This window comes from Neorhizobium sp. T7_12 (assembly GCF_002968535.1).
Lineage (GTDB): Bacteria > Pseudomonadota > Alphaproteobacteria > Rhizobiales > Rhizobiaceae > Neorhizobium > Neorhizobium tomejilense.
Window position 1 is genome coordinate 1 of the sequence record NZ_PVBK01000035.1, and the last position, 15,462, is coordinate 15,462.

13 protein-coding genes and 2 pseudogenes are annotated in these 15,462 nt (G+C 57.6%); 5 read left to right on the forward strand and 10 right to left on the reverse strand.

What is annotated here, in order from left to right; genetic code table 11:
• Positions 1 to 536: 536 nt before the first annotated feature.
• The 3 genes from C5J26_RS31970 to C5J26_RS31980 form a co-directional block, all read right to left on the reverse strand.
• Positions 537 to 1,220, reverse strand: a complete 684-nt coding sequence (locus tag C5J26_RS31970) for a GntR family transcriptional regulator (RefSeq protein WP_105405432.1) — start codon at positions 1,218 to 1,220, stop codon at positions 537 to 539.
• Positions 1,221 to 1,322: 102 nt separating this feature from the next.
• Positions 1,323 to 2,693: an aspartate aminotransferase family protein gene (locus C5J26_RS31975; protein ID WP_105405433.1), complete on the reverse strand. Its 1,371-nt coding sequence runs from the start codon at positions 2,691 to 2,693 to the stop codon at positions 1,323 to 1,325.
• 7 nt (positions 2,694 to 2,700) lie between these two features.
• Positions 2,701 to 3,765 (reverse strand): phosphotransferase, encoded by a 1,065-nt coding sequence (locus tag C5J26_RS31980; protein ID WP_172723941.1) that lies wholly within the window; start codon positions 3,763 to 3,765, stop codon positions 2,701 to 2,703.
• Positions 3,766 to 4,713: 948 nt separating this feature from the next.
• Here C5J26_RS31980 and C5J26_RS31985 point away from each other — a divergent pair.
• Positions 4,714 to 5,406, forward strand: coding sequence for a haloacid dehalogenase type II (locus C5J26_RS31985; protein WP_105405434.1), 693 nt, complete (start codon positions 4,714 to 4,716; stop codon positions 5,404 to 5,406).
• 376 nt (positions 5,407 to 5,782) lie between these two features.
• Here C5J26_RS31985 and C5J26_RS31990 read toward each other — a convergent pair whose 3' ends face one another.
• Together C5J26_RS31990 and alr are read right to left on the reverse strand one after the other, a co-directional pair.
• Positions 5,783 to 7,084, reverse strand: a complete 1,302-nt coding sequence (locus C5J26_RS31990) for a D-amino acid dehydrogenase (RefSeq protein ID WP_105405435.1) — start codon at positions 7,082 to 7,084, stop codon at positions 5,783 to 5,785.
• Between the two features lie 33 nt (positions 7,085 to 7,117).
• Complete coding sequence (gene alr, locus C5J26_RS31995) at positions 7,118 to 8,401, reverse strand: alanine racemase (RefSeq protein WP_245441357.1); 1,284 nt, start codon at positions 8,399 to 8,401, stop codon at positions 7,118 to 7,120.
• Between alr and C5J26_RS32000 the strand changes: the two genes are divergently transcribed.
• On the forward strand, positions 8,385 to 8,846 hold the full coding sequence (locus tag C5J26_RS32000; protein ID WP_105405444.1) for an Lrp/AsnC family transcriptional regulator: 462 nt from the start codon (positions 8,385 to 8,387) through the stop codon (positions 8,844 to 8,846). The two genes, alr and C5J26_RS32000, sit on opposite strands and share 17 nt — an antisense overlap.
• 212 nt (positions 8,847 to 9,058) lie before the next feature.
• Here the strand turns inward: C5J26_RS32000 and C5J26_RS33485 are convergent.
• Together C5J26_RS33485 and C5J26_RS32010 are read right to left on the reverse strand one after the other, a co-directional pair.
• A pseudogene (locus C5J26_RS33485) lies at positions 9,059 to 9,291 on the reverse strand (IS66 family transposase); the annotation flags it as partial.
• A gap of 201 nt (positions 9,292 to 9,492) precedes the next feature.
• Complete coding sequence (locus tag C5J26_RS32010) at positions 9,493 to 10,773, reverse strand: DUF3422 domain-containing protein (protein WP_105405437.1); 1,281 nt, start codon at positions 10,771 to 10,773, stop codon at positions 9,493 to 9,495.
• 538 nt (positions 10,774 to 11,311) lie between these two features.
• On the opposite strand from C5J26_RS32010, the gene C5J26_RS32015 reads away from it, so the two are divergent.
• Positions 11,312 to 11,665 (forward strand): transposase family protein, encoded by a 354-nt coding sequence (locus C5J26_RS32015; protein WP_245441358.1) that lies wholly within the window; start codon positions 11,312 to 11,314, stop codon positions 11,663 to 11,665.
• Between the two features lie 16 nt (positions 11,666 to 11,681).
• Here C5J26_RS32015 and C5J26_RS32020 read toward each other — a convergent pair whose 3' ends face one another.
• The gene (locus C5J26_RS32020) at positions 11,682 to 12,653 is read right to left on the reverse strand and encodes a threonine/serine dehydratase (RefSeq protein WP_105405438.1); all 972 of its coding nucleotides are present in this window, start codon (positions 12,651 to 12,653) and stop codon (positions 11,682 to 11,684) included.
• 2 nt (positions 12,654 to 12,655) lie between these two features.
• Complete coding sequence (locus C5J26_RS32025; RefSeq protein ID WP_105405439.1) at positions 12,656 to 13,651, reverse strand: ornithine cyclodeaminase family protein; 996 nt, start codon at positions 13,649 to 13,651, stop codon at positions 12,656 to 12,658.
• 255 nt (positions 13,652 to 13,906) lie between these two features.
• On the opposite strand from C5J26_RS32025, the pseudogene C5J26_RS33490 reads away from it, so the two are divergent.
• Positions 13,907 to 14,053 (forward strand): annotated as a pseudogene (locus C5J26_RS33490) (damage-inducible mutagenesis protein); the annotation flags it as partial.
• A 186-nt stretch (positions 14,054 to 14,239) separates the two neighbouring features.
• Positions 14,240 to 14,500, forward strand: a complete 261-nt coding sequence (locus C5J26_RS32040; protein ID WP_105405441.1) for a hypothetical protein — start codon at positions 14,240 to 14,242, stop codon at positions 14,498 to 14,500.
• 149 nt (positions 14,501 to 14,649) lie between these two features.
• Here C5J26_RS32040 and C5J26_RS32045 read toward each other — a convergent pair whose 3' ends face one another.
• Positions 14,650 to 15,333 (reverse strand): glutathione S-transferase family protein, encoded by a 684-nt coding sequence (locus C5J26_RS32045; RefSeq protein ID WP_105405442.1) that lies wholly within the window; start codon positions 15,331 to 15,333, stop codon positions 14,650 to 14,652.
• Between the last annotated feature and the right edge of the window lie 129 nt (positions 15,334 to 15,462).

A 15,462-nucleotide genomic window follows, 5' to 3' on the forward strand; every position in this document is an offset into this window, starting at 1 on the left:
TGCCGAAAACCCGCTCCGGCAAGATCATGCGCCGCATCCTGCGCAAGATCGCAGAGGACGACTTCGGCGCGCTCGGGGATATCTCGACGCTTGCCGATCCCGGCGTGGTCGACGACCTGATCGCCAAGCGGCGGGATTGAACAGGCCGCAGCGCCCGACGAGGCGCAGACGATATCGAAACTGAGAAGTGAAATTGAAATTACTCGGTCCCCCAAGGGGAACGAAAGACACGGCCATCGCATCTCCGGCCGTGTTTGGTTCCATTTTTCCTGCAGAGAGGCCGGGCTGAAACCGATCCGTAACATCGTTCGGAGACAAGTTCCGCTACGCTGGGCGCCGGTGTTGCAACAGATTATGATACGGTTCTTACAACTCGTCGCGCTTCGACTACGCCGCTGGTTCACTGTCCTCGATTACAATGCCATCAACCGGCGGCCCAACGCGCATGCTACTTGAGACATGGCGCCAAAGGGCGGAGATCCCCAGACGCCTTCCCGGGTTGTCTTTCCGAACTGACAAATTCGCAGCCAGGCCCATCAGCGTTGATCGAGCAATTTGATCTGGAGATCTTCCCAGTGCTCTCTGAATGCCTCCCGCGCTGTATCGTAGTGGCGGCTTCTCAAGCTGCTGATGAGCCTTTCGTGTTCTTCCGCCATTTCGTCGGCAGTGGTGTAGAAATCTTGCCGTTGCACGAGGAGAAGCTCGATCTCGCCTTCAAGTCCTGAGTAGGTTCGCTTCAGCCGGGCGCTGCCACTAGCGGCGATGATCGCCCGGTGGAAGTCTCTATCCGCAGTCACCAGCAGTGACTTGTCGGAGGATAGCGTTGAAGTATGCATAACCTCGACCGCCTCCAGCGCCTCTGATGGGATGACCCCGGTCAACACGATCAGACGAATGGCCTCGCCCTCAATGGCGCCGCGCATGCGCGTGATATCGACGATGTCGTCTGGGCCAAATTCAGGCACCATAAAACCGCGGTTAGGTATCTGACGCAGCAGGCCCTGCGTGACGAGCACCTGGGCTGCCGTACGGAACGTGTGCCGTGAGGTCGAATGATCCTCACACATCTTCACGTCACGTAGGAACTCGCCGGGTCGGAAATCTCCCGACAAGATGCGCTGTCGCACGGCGTGGGTCAGTATTTCCACCGCGCTCGCGGGTAGGGGTTCGAGGTTCGTCTCAGCAGTTTCCGTTTGATTCGTGAGGTACTCTGGCGGCATGGCTCTGGCTTCGGTGGCGATTGTGTTCCCATACTTACGCCATATGCGGCGGCTCAGAACAAGGGAGATGAACTGTGGCTTCCGGCCGCTGCGTGTCGGGCCTCAAATCAGCACGGACCGAAGCGCTTTATCGATGCCCTCGATCAGACGCGTCGCGTTGGCCGATGTAAAGATGAGCGGTGGTCGGATCTTTAGGATATGGGCATCCGCTCCCGTCGCGGAAATGAGAATGCGCTGGTCGCGCAAGGCATTGACGACTGCAAGGGCACGGTCCATGTCTGGCGTTTTCCGATCCCGATCCTTAATAAGTTCGACGGCGAAATAGAGACCGGTCCCTCGAACATCGCCGACGAACTCGTAATTCTTCTGGAGGTCACGGAGGCCATGTAGAATTTCGCCACCGAGGTTGGCGGCGTTGTCCATCAATCCCTCCTCGATGATCGTGTCAAGCACGGCCCTCGCAGCCGCGATGGCGACCGAGTTACCGCCGAACGTGTTGAAATAGCGCATGCTGGATCCGAAATCGGCGACGAGTTCGGGTCGAAGGACTACGCCGGCGACGGGATAGCCGTTGCCCATGGGTTTTCCCATGGTGACGATGTCCGGATCGACCTTGTGACGGCTGTGACCCCAAAGATGGGTTCCGGTCCGCCCAAATCCCGATTGCACCTCATCGGCGATGAACAGACCGCCGGCCTTGCGTACTATCTCCGCTACCGGCGCCAGAATGTCGGTCGGATCGACATAGAGACCATCGGAGGAGAAGGCGGAGTCGACGATGAAGGCCGCAAGGCCGCCGCCATGCTGCTCTATGTCTGCGATCTGCCGCGTGACATCCTCCGCCATCCGGCGGCCGATTTCCTCGACGGGCAGCCGATAAGAATCTGGCGCAGCGACCGTCCGAAGATAAGGATCAAGGGCCGACTTCCTACCGAGTGACGGCGAGATTGCCGCGACCGCTCCGCTGTTACCGTGATAGGCTTCGGCCGTGACGATGACACCGGTTTTGCGAGTGTGATAACGTGCGATCCGCAAGGCGAGGTCGTTGGCTTCCGAGCCGGTACATGTGAACATCGCGCATCCGGTCCGGCCGAGTTCGCCGCCGAACGTACTGATCAGGGCCTCGGCGTAGTCCAGCAGGGGCTCCTGCATATAGCGCGTGTGGGTGCAGAGGATTTCGAGTTGCTTCTGGATTGCCTCGACCACACGCGGATGAGAGTGACCTAGCGATGCTACATTGTTGTAGGCATCGAGGTATTCGTTACCGTGCTTGTCATAGAGGAAGACGCCCTTGGCACGAGAGATCTCCACCGGCGACTTGTAGAAGAGCCGATAAGCAGGCCCGAGCAACCTTTGCCGTCTAGCGACATGGGCCAGATCTTCACTCGTGAGATGAGACGTGTCCTGAGGGTTGAAGCCATTAGGCATGTCGCCACGGTATCCTTTTGGCAGGGTGGTCGCTTGCTTGAACATGACATTCCTATCGTGTCAGAAGATCGGAGATCTGAGCGGTCGAAATCGAGTGGAACCACTCCAGGTGGGCCCAGCCGGCCTCGGTATTGCGCAGAATGTAGCGGCTGTTGTCGGGGAAGATTTCGGCGCGCCAGCACGTGAGTAGCGCACGGGCCGCAAGACGGGCCATCGACAGGAAGGGGATGAGCCGCAGTTCCTCGTCAGTGAGTTCGGCGTGGCGGAGATAGCCGCGCAGAACGTCGCGCGGCTCGTCGAACAGGTCACGGCGGTTCCCGTAGCCAATCGTCTTTGGCATCTGATTCATCAACGCGGTAGAGACATCGACCGCGATGGCGGTACGGACTGCATCTCCGAAATCGATAACGCCAGTCAGGAACTGCGGGGTGGCGTGATCAACGACAAGGTTCGAGGTATTAAAGTCGTTGTGGAGCACTTGCCGCCGGCATAGGTCCAGACTCGGCTTGATTTCGGCAAACCGCTCGAGTGCCCGGATCGTCCAGGCCTGCTTGCGACCCTCCGGAATAAAGCTCAATAGATTGGAGAGAGCGAGCAAATGGGTAACATCCCATGCTAGCGCCCGGTCGTCTGCAGGGTGAGAAAAATCGGCCATGGAATGACGCAGCTTTGCCAGGATCTCGCCGATCCGTTCGCGCTGTGGGGACGTGGAAGTCGTTCGGTCAAGTGGAGTACCGGGGAGGAAGGTGACTAGCCGCACCGCTCGCCGCTCGCCGGCACTGGTGGTGACGATGGGCAAATCCGCTCCGTCGACGTCGCGATGTGCACGAGGGATTGGGAGGTCAGGAGCTCTTTGCTCGATATGACGCATCAGCGCTACCTGGAAATCGAGCTCCTCCAGCCGCTCAGACGGATGGGCGATCTTTAGCACGAACTTCCCCTGGTGCCCGCAGTCAAGGAGGAAGGTGTCGTCTTTTTCGGTCTCGAAGCGGGTGGCCGAGCCACGCGCGCCGTATAGTCGTTCAGAAATTACTTCGGCTTCCGCTGCGCCGACGGGACAGCATGCTTGGGAAAGCTCAGAGACGCAAGCTGGCCGAAACTGTTGATTGTCGCTCATCGTCCATCCTATTCAGATCCCGCCCTGAGATAGGCAGCTCGACGGCCGGAATATCTCATATTTTCTGATTGTACAACAATCCTACGGCGATTCAAGCTCTTTTGTCGCCTTGCTCGGTGACTTCCTGCCCACGGATGGGTGGCAGTGTAGGAGAGCGTTCCGATCAACCCGCAATAAATCCCGAATATTCTCACTGTTTCGGCGAGTCAGTGGGTGCCTTGTCGTTGTTGAACGGAGGCCTGCCCACGAGTGGCGGCCAAGCAATGTCAAGTCGAGAACTAGCGATTGTTGTACAATTAGGTTGCTATCGCGGCGACCTTATGCTTATGTGCTTAGGCCGGTCGGAATGCAGGAAGGGAACGAAGTGCTCCGACAGGATTCGCTCATGGCAAGAAATAGGGGTGAGATGAAACTGAACAGACACAAACTCTTGAGCGTATCGGTGTTGTCGCTGCCGCATTGCGGCCTACCGGCGCCGCGGCCTCCTTCGTGCCCGAACTGGCTCAACGCTCCGACAGAGCTCACCGAGATTGCTCCCAACAGCCATCGACCTTTCGTTTTTCGGGAGTCCTCCCAACGGTGGAGAAGGTCGATTTCGTGATCGAGTGCAATCTGCTTTTGGTCGGCTACGACTATCTGGCGACGTTCATCACGCCCGGAATCAGCGTGTGCCGAGTTGGACATGGACCGCTTGCTCGAGCTGGATGGCGTAACTGACAAGTACTTCAGTTTATGGTGTTGAGATCGCCGTTTTCTAGGAGAATCCGCCGCTATATCCGACGCTCGTATAGTAATACCGCAAATGTCGACGGCAACGTACTGGCACCGTAGCCGGAGAATAACAGCCATCTCCTCCGACCCAAAGCATCAGTGACTATATTCCTGCATCGTCCATATGATGATCCGTAAAGGCACAACGTGCCGTGAAAAGTGAAAGGAACACACGCTATGACTGCCTTCCGACCAAAGTTCATCACCTTTGACTGCTACGGCACGCTGACTAACTTTGACATGGCCGGCGCCGCGCGTCGCGTCTACAGTGAGCGCCTCTCGCCAGAGGCGATGGTTTCCTTCATCGAGGCTTTTCGAGGCTACCGCCTAGACGAGGTTCTGGGTGCATGGAAACCTCTCGTCGAGGTCGTGCACAATTCCATCGAGCGTAGCTGCAAACGCATCGGCATCCAATTCAAACCGGAGGACGCCCAACTTATCTATGATGAAGTTCCAACCTGGGGTCCGCACGCGGACGTCCCGGCGGGACTGGTCGAGGTCGCCAAGGAAATTCCACTGGTCATCCTCTCTAACTCAATGAACAATTTGATCATGTCAAATGTAGAAAAGCTTGGCGCCCCCTTTCACTGCGTGATCACCGCCGAAGAGGTTGGCGCCTACAAGCCGCTGATGAAGGGCTTCGAATACATGCTCGACAAGCTCGGCTGCGGCCCCGATGATATCACTCATGTGTCCTCCTCGTTCCGCTATGATCTGATGACGGCTTATGATTTGGGGATTAAGAGCAAGGTCTGGGTTAATCGCGGCCACGAGCCGGCCAATCCCTTTTACGGATACACCGAGATCGCTGACATCGGCGGCTTGGCTGCAGCCGTCGGCCTGGCTGCGCCATTGTCAAAAGCCGTTTGATCTGGGTGATTGCGAAGGTCGGGAGCGGGTCGCTTGACCCGCCCCGGCATAGGATCGCTGACTAGGTATTCCCGCAGAGCAACGGCGGTTCTCTCTCCCGCGCGCGCTCTGGCGTGGAGTCGTAGAATCCTCCCCAGCAGATCCACGCTTCACCGGGTCTTTCGGAATCCTTCGACATTAACCGCAGTAAGTCGGCATCAGCAGAATCGTCCGCAACCAGATCCCCTTGGCCCTGGAGGAGAGCGTTCTTCCCGTCAACTACGTCACCATCCGGTCAGGCCTCAAGGTCGACCAATGTGACTGATCACTTGCCGAGCGCCTTCGTACCTACCAGCTTGCTTATGCCACGGCATCCAAAACGCGAATCGTTGCAGGTTCAAAAGCTCCTCGACCGCACGAAGCTCTCGGTGACCGAGGAGCTGGCCCTGCGGCCATAGCGGCTGATCGACAGCCCGGCGGCGTCGATTTCTGGGGTGCGCTCGCTGACCAAGTCTGAAACCACTCGCGCCGACCCGGTGCTCATGGTCCAGCCAAGAGTTCCATGCCCGGTGTTCAGGTAAAGGCCCTTGATATTCGTGGGACCGACCACCGGAGTGCCGTCCGGCGTCATGGGGCGTAGGCCGGACCAGAAGCTCGCCTTTGAGACGTCTCCGCCAGGAAACAGCTCGGTTACCGAATGCTCGAGCGTTTTCCGCCGAGCCCGTGCGAGGTCGTTCGTGTAGCCCGAGATCTCGGCCATGCCTCCGACGCGGATGCGGTCGCCGAGACGCGTGATGGCGATCTTGTAGGTCTCGTCCATCACGGTCGACTCCGGCGAACGAGAGGGGTCGTCGATCGGAATCGTCAAGGAGTAGCCCTTGACCGGATAAACCGGGAGATGGATGTCGTGAGGCTTCAGGAGGAGCGGCGAATAGCTTCCCAACGCTACGACGACGGCATCGGCGGGAACCCGACCGCTGCCGGTTACGACGCCGCGGACGCGACCGGACTCTACGTCGAGGCCCTCTATCGTCGTCCCGTAGGAGAAGCGAACGCCAAGTTCGGCCGCCTTCTTCTCAAGCGCGTTGGTGAACTTGAAGCAGTCGCCGGTCTCGTCCTTCGGAGTGAGGAGACCGCCCACGATCTTCTCGCGGACGTGTGCCAGAGCGGGCTCGTAGCGAATGCATTCGTCACGATTGAGAACCTCGTGAGGAATTCCATCCGCCGCCAGCGCCACTACGTCGTTTGCGGAGGCGTCTAGCTGCTGCTGGGTCCTGAAAAGTTGCAAGGTTCCCTGCATGCGTTCGTCGTAGGCGATTCCGGTCTCTTGACGCAGTTCCGCCAACGCCGAGCGACTGTAGTCTGAGAGGCGGAGCATGCGGCTCTTGTTGAGAGCGTACTTCTCATGGGTGCAGTTCGACAGCATCTTCAGCATCCACGACAGCATGGCAGCGTCGAACTTTGGACGGAGTATCAGTGGCGCGTGCTCCATGAACATCCACTTCAGAGCCTTCTGCGGGATGCCAGGTGCGGCCCAGGGCGAGCAGTAGCCGAAGGAAACCTCGCCTGCATTGGCGAAGCTAGTCTCCAGAGCTGGCCCGGACTGGCGATCAACGACGACCACCTCGTGACCTGCCTTCGCAAGCTGATATGCGGACGTGACGCCGATGATGCCGGCGCCGAGAACTGCGACTTTCATATTATCCTCGAGGAGAAGGGGCTCTTCCAGCCGTTAGCGATATTGGCGGTGATAGCGGTGGCCGAGGCCGGTGAGGATTTCGTAGGAGATAGTCCAGGCGTCGCGCGCGACGTCCTCCAACGTCTGGTTGGGCCCGAGGACTTCGACAAGGCTGCCGAGCCGGATTCTGCCAAGGGGCAGGGCGCTGATGTCGATCGTGATGCTGTCCATCGAGACGCGGCCGACGATCGGCAGTCGCACGCCTTCGAAGTAGACCGCGCCACGGTCGCCCAAGGAACGTGGCAGCCCGTCCGCATAGCCGGCCGCGATGGTCGCCAGTCTGGTCTCCCTGGAGGCGACATGGATGCCGCCGTAGCCGATCTTGGCGCCGGCCGGAACCGTCCGGGTCTGTACAACTGCGACGTCGAGGCGGACGACCGGCTCCATCGGATGCATATCGTCCGCATACGCGCCGCCGTACAACACGATGCCGGGCCGGGCGAGGCCAAGGCGATAGGGCCTGCCGAGCAAGATTCCTCCGGAATTCGCGAAGGACAGTTTGTAGCCAGGAAATTCGTCGGCGATGGCTCGGAACGTTTCGAGCTGTTCCAAGTTCTGAACGCTCTCTCCGTCATCCGCCGACGCAAGGTGGCTCAGCAGGAAGAGGATCTCGACGTTGTCACCTAAGGCGATCTCCTTGACGAGCTGAGAGCGCTCTTCAGGTGGAAGCCCGAGCCGTGACATGCCAGTGTCGAATTGCACCGCCGCCGGCAATCGTCGTCCGAGCCTGCGCGCGGTCCTTGCCCAGTTCCGCCATTGATCGATCGAGTTGATGACCGGGACGATGTCCTCGTAGGCGCATATGTCCTCGTTGCCCGGTTGCAGCCCATTAAGGACAAAGACCTGTGCATCTTGCGGCAGGGCTGGGCGAAGTTTCGTGGCCTCCACGAACTGCGCGACGAAGAAATGCCGGCAGCCACGCTCGTAGACGGCCTTCGCCACACGTTCCGCCCCGAGACCGTAAGCGTCGGCCTTGACCACCGCGGCGGCGCCGCCAGGCCCCGCCAGGTCGGAGAGCGCTTCGTAGTTGCGCCCGAGCGCTTCGAGATCGAAGGTGAGATAACCGGAAGCGCCCTCGACGCTACCGACTTCATCGACCTGCAGTTCGCTCAATCTCACTGTTTGCAAAGTCTCGATCCCCGTACCTGCGTATGCCGGAAACATATTGAAATAATCGTCGAATATCCCATCAAAGAGTATTTGATTGTGCGAAAATTCTATGTTCTGAAGAGGAATATACGAGGCTTTGAAAGAATCCGCCGTGGTATCTTTGGACACTATCGACCGTAACGTCATCAGGCTCCTTCGCCTCAACGCCCGGACCTCGAATGCAAAGCTGGCCGAGGAAGTCGGACTGTCTCCTTCCGCCTGCCTGCGACGAATCCGCATCATGGAAGAGGCGGGCGTGATCAGGGGCTACACCGCGCTCGTGGACACTTCCAACGTGGAGTCCTCGATCGCGGTCATCATCAATATCACGCTGGAACGCCAGACCGAGGAGCACCTCGACCGCTTCGAAGCTGCGGTCCGGAAGTTCCCCGAGATCCGCGAATGCTTTCTGATGACGGGAGGGTCGGACTACCTTCTGCGTGTCGAGGTGGCGAACGCAGGAGATTTCGAAAGGATTCATAAGGAGATCCTTTCGACGTTGCCGGGTGTGCTGCGCATTCACTCGAGCTTCTCGATCCGGAATGTGCTTGCCACGAAGCCGAAGCGCCTGTGAAAAAATGCTTCGCTCACCTCGACCTATTCAGCGCGCCTTGTAGCCTACAGATGGGCGCCAATGGTCGAAAGCAGTCGATTTGTCAGTAGAACGGAAAAGTTCTGCGCACGGTAAATTTCGCGAAAGTGTTACGCTATCCCGATTTGTCGGCACAAGGCTGCGGGCGCCTCGTATGAACTCCACGGAGGAGGGTGATGAGTTGGAAGACGCGCTCTTTGACTTCCTCGTCGAACGGCAGCGGCGAGCCCGTTGATCTCGCGCTCGATGTCGAACGAAGCATCCATCCGTTGACGCGTCTAATGCATGGCCGAATCAGTGCGGCGCCACGATTGGCATTCGCAGCGATGTCAGCGAGCACAAAGAAATTGCCTCGCGCATGCGACCAGCAAGGCGCCTGCGTCAGCGGAGCCGCATTGCGATAAACCTTGAACAACGGACATGTGCCACTGTCAAAATAAACCATCAAGTGTAGAGCGAAAAATAGAACGTCGTCGGGCGACCTCTGGATTTGTACAGCTTGATGCGCGCAACGCAACAGAACGCGGCAATGCGGTAGGACCACTATCGCCGCCGCTGCCGCGATTGCTCGCAATACAGAAGGGTTGCGCCAATTGTCGGAGCGTGCGCGGGTCGAGCAGCGATACCTCTAGCTCTCTGTTTTAAGCGCATGCTTGACGCGGAAAATGGTGATCCCCACAGATCCCACAACCACGGGAATAGCGACAAGCATGATCAACGGATTTAGATGAAGCCCTACGTGGTCTACCGTTTCATATATAAGTTTGAGCAAGCTCAGCAAGTAATAGCTAATTGCGATCATAGAAAAGCCTTCGACCGCGCGCTGGATCTTGACCTGCGTCGCGGCGCGATTGGCCATCGCCTGGATCTGTGTGGCGTTCTGGAACTCAATCTCGACCTGGATCCGGGTTTGTAGCAGGTCGAGCAAGTGCATCGCGGCACTCGATAGGTGCTCAAGCCTCAACGCGGTTGCTTCGCAGGTACGCACCGCAGGCTTGAACCGTCGCTCCACGAAGGTACCGAAACGTTGAAAGCCGGGGACATGGGTTTCCCGTAGAAGGGCTATCCTCTCTTCAACGATTTTGGCGTAGGCAGCGGTTGCGCCAAACCTGTTTCTGGCCTGCGCGGTGGCTGAAATGATATGCGACGATAGAACAGTAATCTCCTCAAGCAATTGCTTGTGCTGGTCTGCAGGCGTCCCCAAGTTGCGATTGGTCAGCCTAACGAGTTCAGCGTCATACTCGCCCAGAAGCGGGGCGAGACGACGCGCCTCCGGCAACCCGAGCAGCGCCATTGACCTATAGGTTTCGATCTCAACGATGCGACGTACCATGCGCCCCAGGCGATGTGCATTCAGATCCTTGTTGAACAGAATGATCCTGCTTGAATTGTCCGCTCGAACACGAAAGTCGGAGCACACCTGCGCCGCCCCGCCGCCGATTGATGACGCGGCGGTATCGCCGAAGTCGAGGGCTTTCAGAACCGTTCCAAGCAGATCAGGAGGGTTCCCGAGAACAAGAATACTCACGCGGCAAACGAGCAAAGGAGAACTCAACCCTGCTAGGCGCGCAAAATCACCTTCACACAGCTCGGCGTCCGGCCAACGCTCGGGCTCGCTGGCCAGTTTTCGGACCCGCGTCACCGTGACGAACTCAGTGTGCCGTTCCACTCTAACTGAAATTCCACCCTCGGCCTCGAGACTATCGTGGAACTCCTTGATTACGCCATCCGACGGCAGGAAAGCGACGTGCTCTACGATCGCCGGACCGGTGAAATAAATCGACGGTCGAGCGTGAAGCTCAGAGTTGAAGTCTACCGTCTTCTGTTCAAAAATAGCTGGACTGGAGACCTGTGGTGTGGAAGCAGACGCCGTTGGCGAGAATGCTTCCTCAGCGCCCTTTGAAATCATTTCCGTCGTCCTCATTCCGTAAAAGCACACCCACTGGCGAACCTATATGAAGCGAATGCCATCAATTTGAAAAGCCCCGCCGGCGCGGAAAGAATCTGCTGATCCTGCTTGGAGTCCGAGCGCTTTTCGGTCGATTTGTGAGCAAGCCAGCTTTTCGCGCCGTCGTTTTTACCCGCTCGATGCCGGGCGGGATAGGCGCCTTGTAGACTTTGGATCTTGAACCGTAGGTAGCCACCACTAGGCGACCTGAGGCAGGATCATTCTCCAGCGTGACCCTGCCATCTCGGTAATCATGCGTGAATGGCTAGGCCGGGCGCGATCTGGCGCACGATGGCCGCCCGTGTTCGTTGCCTGACCTCTCGACGTTCGGATTTCGCTTGATGAGATCGAAAAAATCTTCTGTCAGCAACATGTGCCTGCCCGGCCAGCGCCGGGCAGGCCAAGCGCTGATCGTCTACAGGGGTGAAGATTGGGGTCTGACTCACATTTGATGATTTCAAGTCGAAGCTGGGTGCGGCTATCAAAAGGAGTCAGCACCATGGCGACCAAATTTCGTTTGTCATCCCTGATCCCGGCCGGATTGATTGTAGAGCGTTCCGACGAGAGCGACGGGGTTATCATTGTTTTAGCGCGGGCTGCCACCGGTCGGCGTTCCTGCTCTTTGTGCAAACGTGTGTCTGATCGTATTGATAGCCGTTCCGTCCGGATTATTGCCGATTTGCCCTGCGCTGGCACTAAGGTTCAATTACGGCTGTCGGCACGACGCCTTGTTTGTGAGATGACATTCTGCCGTCGCCGGATTTTCGTCGAAAGGCTTGGTGAGCTTGTCGTCCTTTGTGAGAGAGGATATGAGAATTGCAGACGTCCAACAGCGATCGGCGTGGTTTACTGACCGAAGCTGAGACTGATCACCGCGCCAAATTGTAAATCTCGGCAAGGTCGCTTAGATCCCAATTGCCGCCGGACAAGACCGCACACACTTTCTCATCTGGCCTCACGTCTATGCTGCCTGCCAACAGTGCTCCTATTCCGATGGAGGCGGCTGGTTCCGCGATCAATTTCGCATCCTTAGCAAGGGCACACATTCCGGCGATGATGTGTTCGTCTTCAACAAGAACAATCTCGTCGACATACTTTTCGATAATCGGGTACGGATTTTGACCCGGTACGCTTAACCTCAAACCGTCCGCAATCGTATTCTTTAACGGAAGCGATGTGCGTTCCTTATTTTTGCGGCTGTAAAAGTATTTCGGCGTCAAGGCAGGCTCTGCGCCGATAACGCGCACTGATGGCTTGGTTTCTTTTATCGCAGTGGCGATGCCCGAGATCAGCCCTCCACCGCCCAAGGGTACGATAACTGTGTCCACATCTTCCAAGTCTTCGAGGATCTCACACCCGATCGTTCCCTGACCAGCCATTACGACAGGGTCCTCGAAGCCGTGAATAACCGCATAATTGTTTCCTTCACCGATCTCGTAGACTTTTCTCCATCTAGCAGCGTTGTCACCATCAAAAAGGATGACTTCCGCGCCAAGGGCTTCTGTATTGGCGATCTTGATTTTTGGTGTGGTGACCGGTAGCACCAAAATCACTTTTACGCCAAGCATCCTCGCGGCATAAGCAAGCGCCTGGGCGTGGTTGCCCGACGAGGTCGCAATGATCCCGTTTGCGATCTCTTCTCGGGGGAGCGAGAGAACCTTGTTCAGGGCGCCGCGGATCTTGAATGCGCCAGTGATCTGCAGGGTTTCCGGCTTGAGGTAGAGCTGACAGCCAGCAGCTTTTTCGATTTTGTCGGCACGCAATAGCGGCGTGTGTCTGACATGCGGTTTTAGTCGTTGCTGAGCTTCACGGATGTCCTGAATGGTGGGATAGCTGCGCATTGTCATTCCTCAAAAAACTGGAAGAAAGTGCCGACGTTACCAGATATTGCGTTCTGATAGATTTTGCTGGCGGTCGTATTGTCTTGTATGGCCATCCCTGTGGAATCGAAGATCGTTATTTCATCATCACTTTCTCGTCCCGGCTTCCTTCCCAGCAGTACCTCACCGATTTCGCCGTGGATGTCGTCCTTGGCAATTATGTTTTTATTCAGCGGGTGCCAAGTCTCGCCTTTTTCCGTGCATTGAGAAAGCGAGTCGACAATGATTTTGGCGTTTCGAAAAAGCTCCGGATCCAGCTCCTGTTTGCCGCGTTGATCCGTGCCGATTGCAACGATGTGCGTACCGGATTTTACCCATTCCGCTTCCACAAGCGACCCTTTTCCTCTGGTCGTTGTAATCAAGATGTCGGCCCGTCCGACAGCCTCCTTCTTCGAGCTTGCGACGGTGACGGGAATCCCGAATTCACGCTCGATATCCGCCTTGTATTTGGAACTTGTTTCGTAGGTGCTGTCCCAGGCGTGAATCTCTTCGATCTTCATGATCTCGTTGATCGCCCGGATTTGCATTCTTGCCTGATTGCCTGTGCCAATCGACGCGATCGTTCTGGAGTTCTTTCTCGCCAGTGCTTTGACGGAGACGGCTCCCGCCGCCCCGGTTCTAAGGCCAGTGATCAAGCTACCATCCATGATACAAATCAGCGCACAGCTCCTGGCATCGAACAGGAGAATGGTGCCCATGCTATTCGGCACGCCGTGTTCTACCGGGTTGTTCGTGAAGCCCCCGGAATGCGCCTTCATGGAGATGATTTCAGCGACCTTATGGTAGCCAAGCTTGAAGTCGATCTCGCCACGCAGGGAGGGCAGATGAATCCCGATATAGTCGGGCTGCTCCACCTGATCGCTGCTGAAGGCCCTGTAAGCCTCTTCGACCGCGCCGATGACTTCCATCATGCCGATAAGCCGTCCTACGTCATTCTTCTTGAGCAGCAGCGTTTTCATGCGTGACCTCTACCTCAACTCGTCGGATGCCCTCGGCGCATCACGATCTGAGCCGCACCAAAGATAGTGGGTCCGGTGGGATCTATTGGTCGTATTCGTGAAGCCCCAAGCAGATTGTTTCAAATCGCATGGCAATTTTGGCAGAGAGTTCCGGCAGGCTCCTTTTCGGAGCTTGAGCGGTGTGTTGGCAATATCCGGTCACCTCCATGCTGACATCGGCGAAGGATTGGGAGCTGATCCTGTCGATCCCACTCGCTGCCAATCGACTCCGCCCTGCCGGGAGGTGGGCTGGCTTTCGGCGCACTGCATGAATTTGCAGGCGGCGGGTCTGGCACGGTGGATGGTGCGGCGGCAGCCCTGTCTGCGACGGTTACTATTGCTGACAAGATGAAGGGTGGGATACCTTTCGACGAGCGATGATCTCCAGGCGCGGAAGCGATCAAGCGACTCTTCTAACAAGCGCGCCCTCCAGATAGAGCAGTCGTCTCGTGATACCACCAGTCCGCGTAGTTCCGCCTTCGCGAGCGAGGGTTGAGTTCCGCGAGATGGTCGGGCTGTGGAAGGGGCAGCCCCGACGCGCATATAGATTTGTTTAAGGAGCAGGCGCCCTTCTTTTTCCGACGGCTTCCGATATCGGCAGATGTGGTTCCTGCGGATATGCAGGCCGACCTGGTGCGTCTTATGAAGGAAATGCCGCTGAAGCCCTTCGGTTTTCATGGCTACGAAGGCAAGCGGCGCGTTGTCTCCTTCGGTGGGAAGGTTGGCGCTTTCATTGCCGGCCGAACAGGTTTGGACGAGATAGATTATATAAAGGAATGTGAAGTCGCCGAAGCTCCAATCACGAGATAGCGTAAAGGAACCTTGGTGACGGCCCTATCATAGGGCGAGGGGTGGCAAGGGGGAGTACTCGGTCTAGCTTTGCGCGTCGCAACTATCGCTATGCGATCGTCGACTATCGCGGGAAAACACTCTCTTTAATTGGGACTTTTGCGAATTCGTCAGGCGGTGGCTTTCAGCAGCCATGCGTCATGGTTCTTCAGGAAGGTCTTGAGGCGATCAGCGTAATCATGTGTGACGGCCTCGCGGACGCTTTGGCGCGCTGCCAGTGCCTTTCGCCATGCCGTCACGCGGGGCAGCGCGTCGAACGCGCCGGTCGGCGCGATGGTGTCGAACACATCGAAATAGCGGAAGATCGGCGCAAAGACCGCATCGACCAGACTGAACGCCGCGCCGGCGAAGAATGGCCCGTCGCCCAGCTCGGCTTCGACACGGCCGAACTTGTCGATCAGGGCGTTGCGCTTGGCCTCGTAGTTTTCGGAATCCTTGGCGGTCTCGAAGCCCCAGAGGTCCGAGAGGATCGATGAGCCGAATTCGATCCAGCCACGATGCCTCGCCCGCGTCAGCGGATCGGTGGGATGGAGGCGCGCGCCGGGCTGCGTTTCTTCAAGATACTCACAGATCACGGCGCTTTCGAACAGCACGATGTCCGTGCCACCGTCCTGTTTGACGATCAGCAGGGGCACCTTGCCGAGCGGGGAAATGGCAAGGAACCAGTCCGGCTTTGCGGCCAGATGGACATAGCGGCGCGTGAACGGCACGCCCTTCTCCGTCAGGGCGATCGCGGCCCGCTGCACGTAGGGGCAGAGGTGATGGCTGATGAGGGTCAGCTTTACGTTGGACATGGTGAAATCTCCTTGGGCAGATCAGCGAAGGGAGGGGGAGGGGCGGAGTGCATGGCGGCCGTCGCCAAGCAGAAATTGCGCGATAGACAGGACGATGAGGTAGAGTGGATATTCCCAACCGCCGTTCGG

What these genes read in the sequence shown, in the direction of transcription:
- C5J26_RS31970 (WP_105405432.1), bottom strand. Translation starts at nt 1,220, where the DNA reads ATGCCGCCAGAGTACCTCACGAATCAAACGGAAACTGCTGAGACGAAC.
- C5J26_RS31975 (WP_105405433.1), bottom strand. Translation starts at nt 2,693, where the DNA reads ATGTTCAAGCAAGCGACCACCCTGCCAAAAGGATACCGTGGCGACATG.
- C5J26_RS31980 (WP_172723941.1), bottom strand. Translation starts at nt 3,765, where the DNA reads ATGAGCGACAATCAACAGTTTCGGCCAGCTTGCGTCTCTGAGCTTTCC.
- C5J26_RS31985 (WP_105405434.1), top strand. Translation starts at nt 4,714, where the DNA reads ATGACTGCCTTCCGACCAAAGTTCATCACCTTTGACTGCTACGGCACG.
- C5J26_RS31990 (WP_105405435.1), bottom strand. Translation starts at nt 7,084, where the DNA reads ATGAAAGTCGCAGTTCTCGGCGCCGGCATCATCGGCGTCACGTCCGCA.
- C5J26_RS32010 (WP_105405437.1), bottom strand. Translation starts at nt 10,773, where the DNA reads ATGATTTCAAAGGGCGCTGAGGAAGCATTCTCGCCAACGGCGTCTGCT.
- C5J26_RS32015 (WP_245441358.1), top strand. Translation starts at nt 11,312, where the DNA reads ATGGCGACCAAATTTCGTTTGTCATCCCTGATCCCGGCCGGATTGATT.
- C5J26_RS32020 (WP_105405438.1), bottom strand. Translation starts at nt 12,653, where the DNA reads ATGCGCAGCTATCCCACCATTCAGGACATCCGTGAAGCTCAGCAACGA.
- C5J26_RS32025 (WP_105405439.1), bottom strand. Translation starts at nt 13,651, where the DNA reads ATGAAAACGCTGCTGCTCAAGAAGAATGACGTAGGACGGCTTATCGGC.
- C5J26_RS32045 (WP_105405442.1), bottom strand. Translation starts at nt 15,333, where the DNA reads ATGTCCAACGTAAAGCTGACCCTCATCAGCCATCACCTCTGCCCCTAC.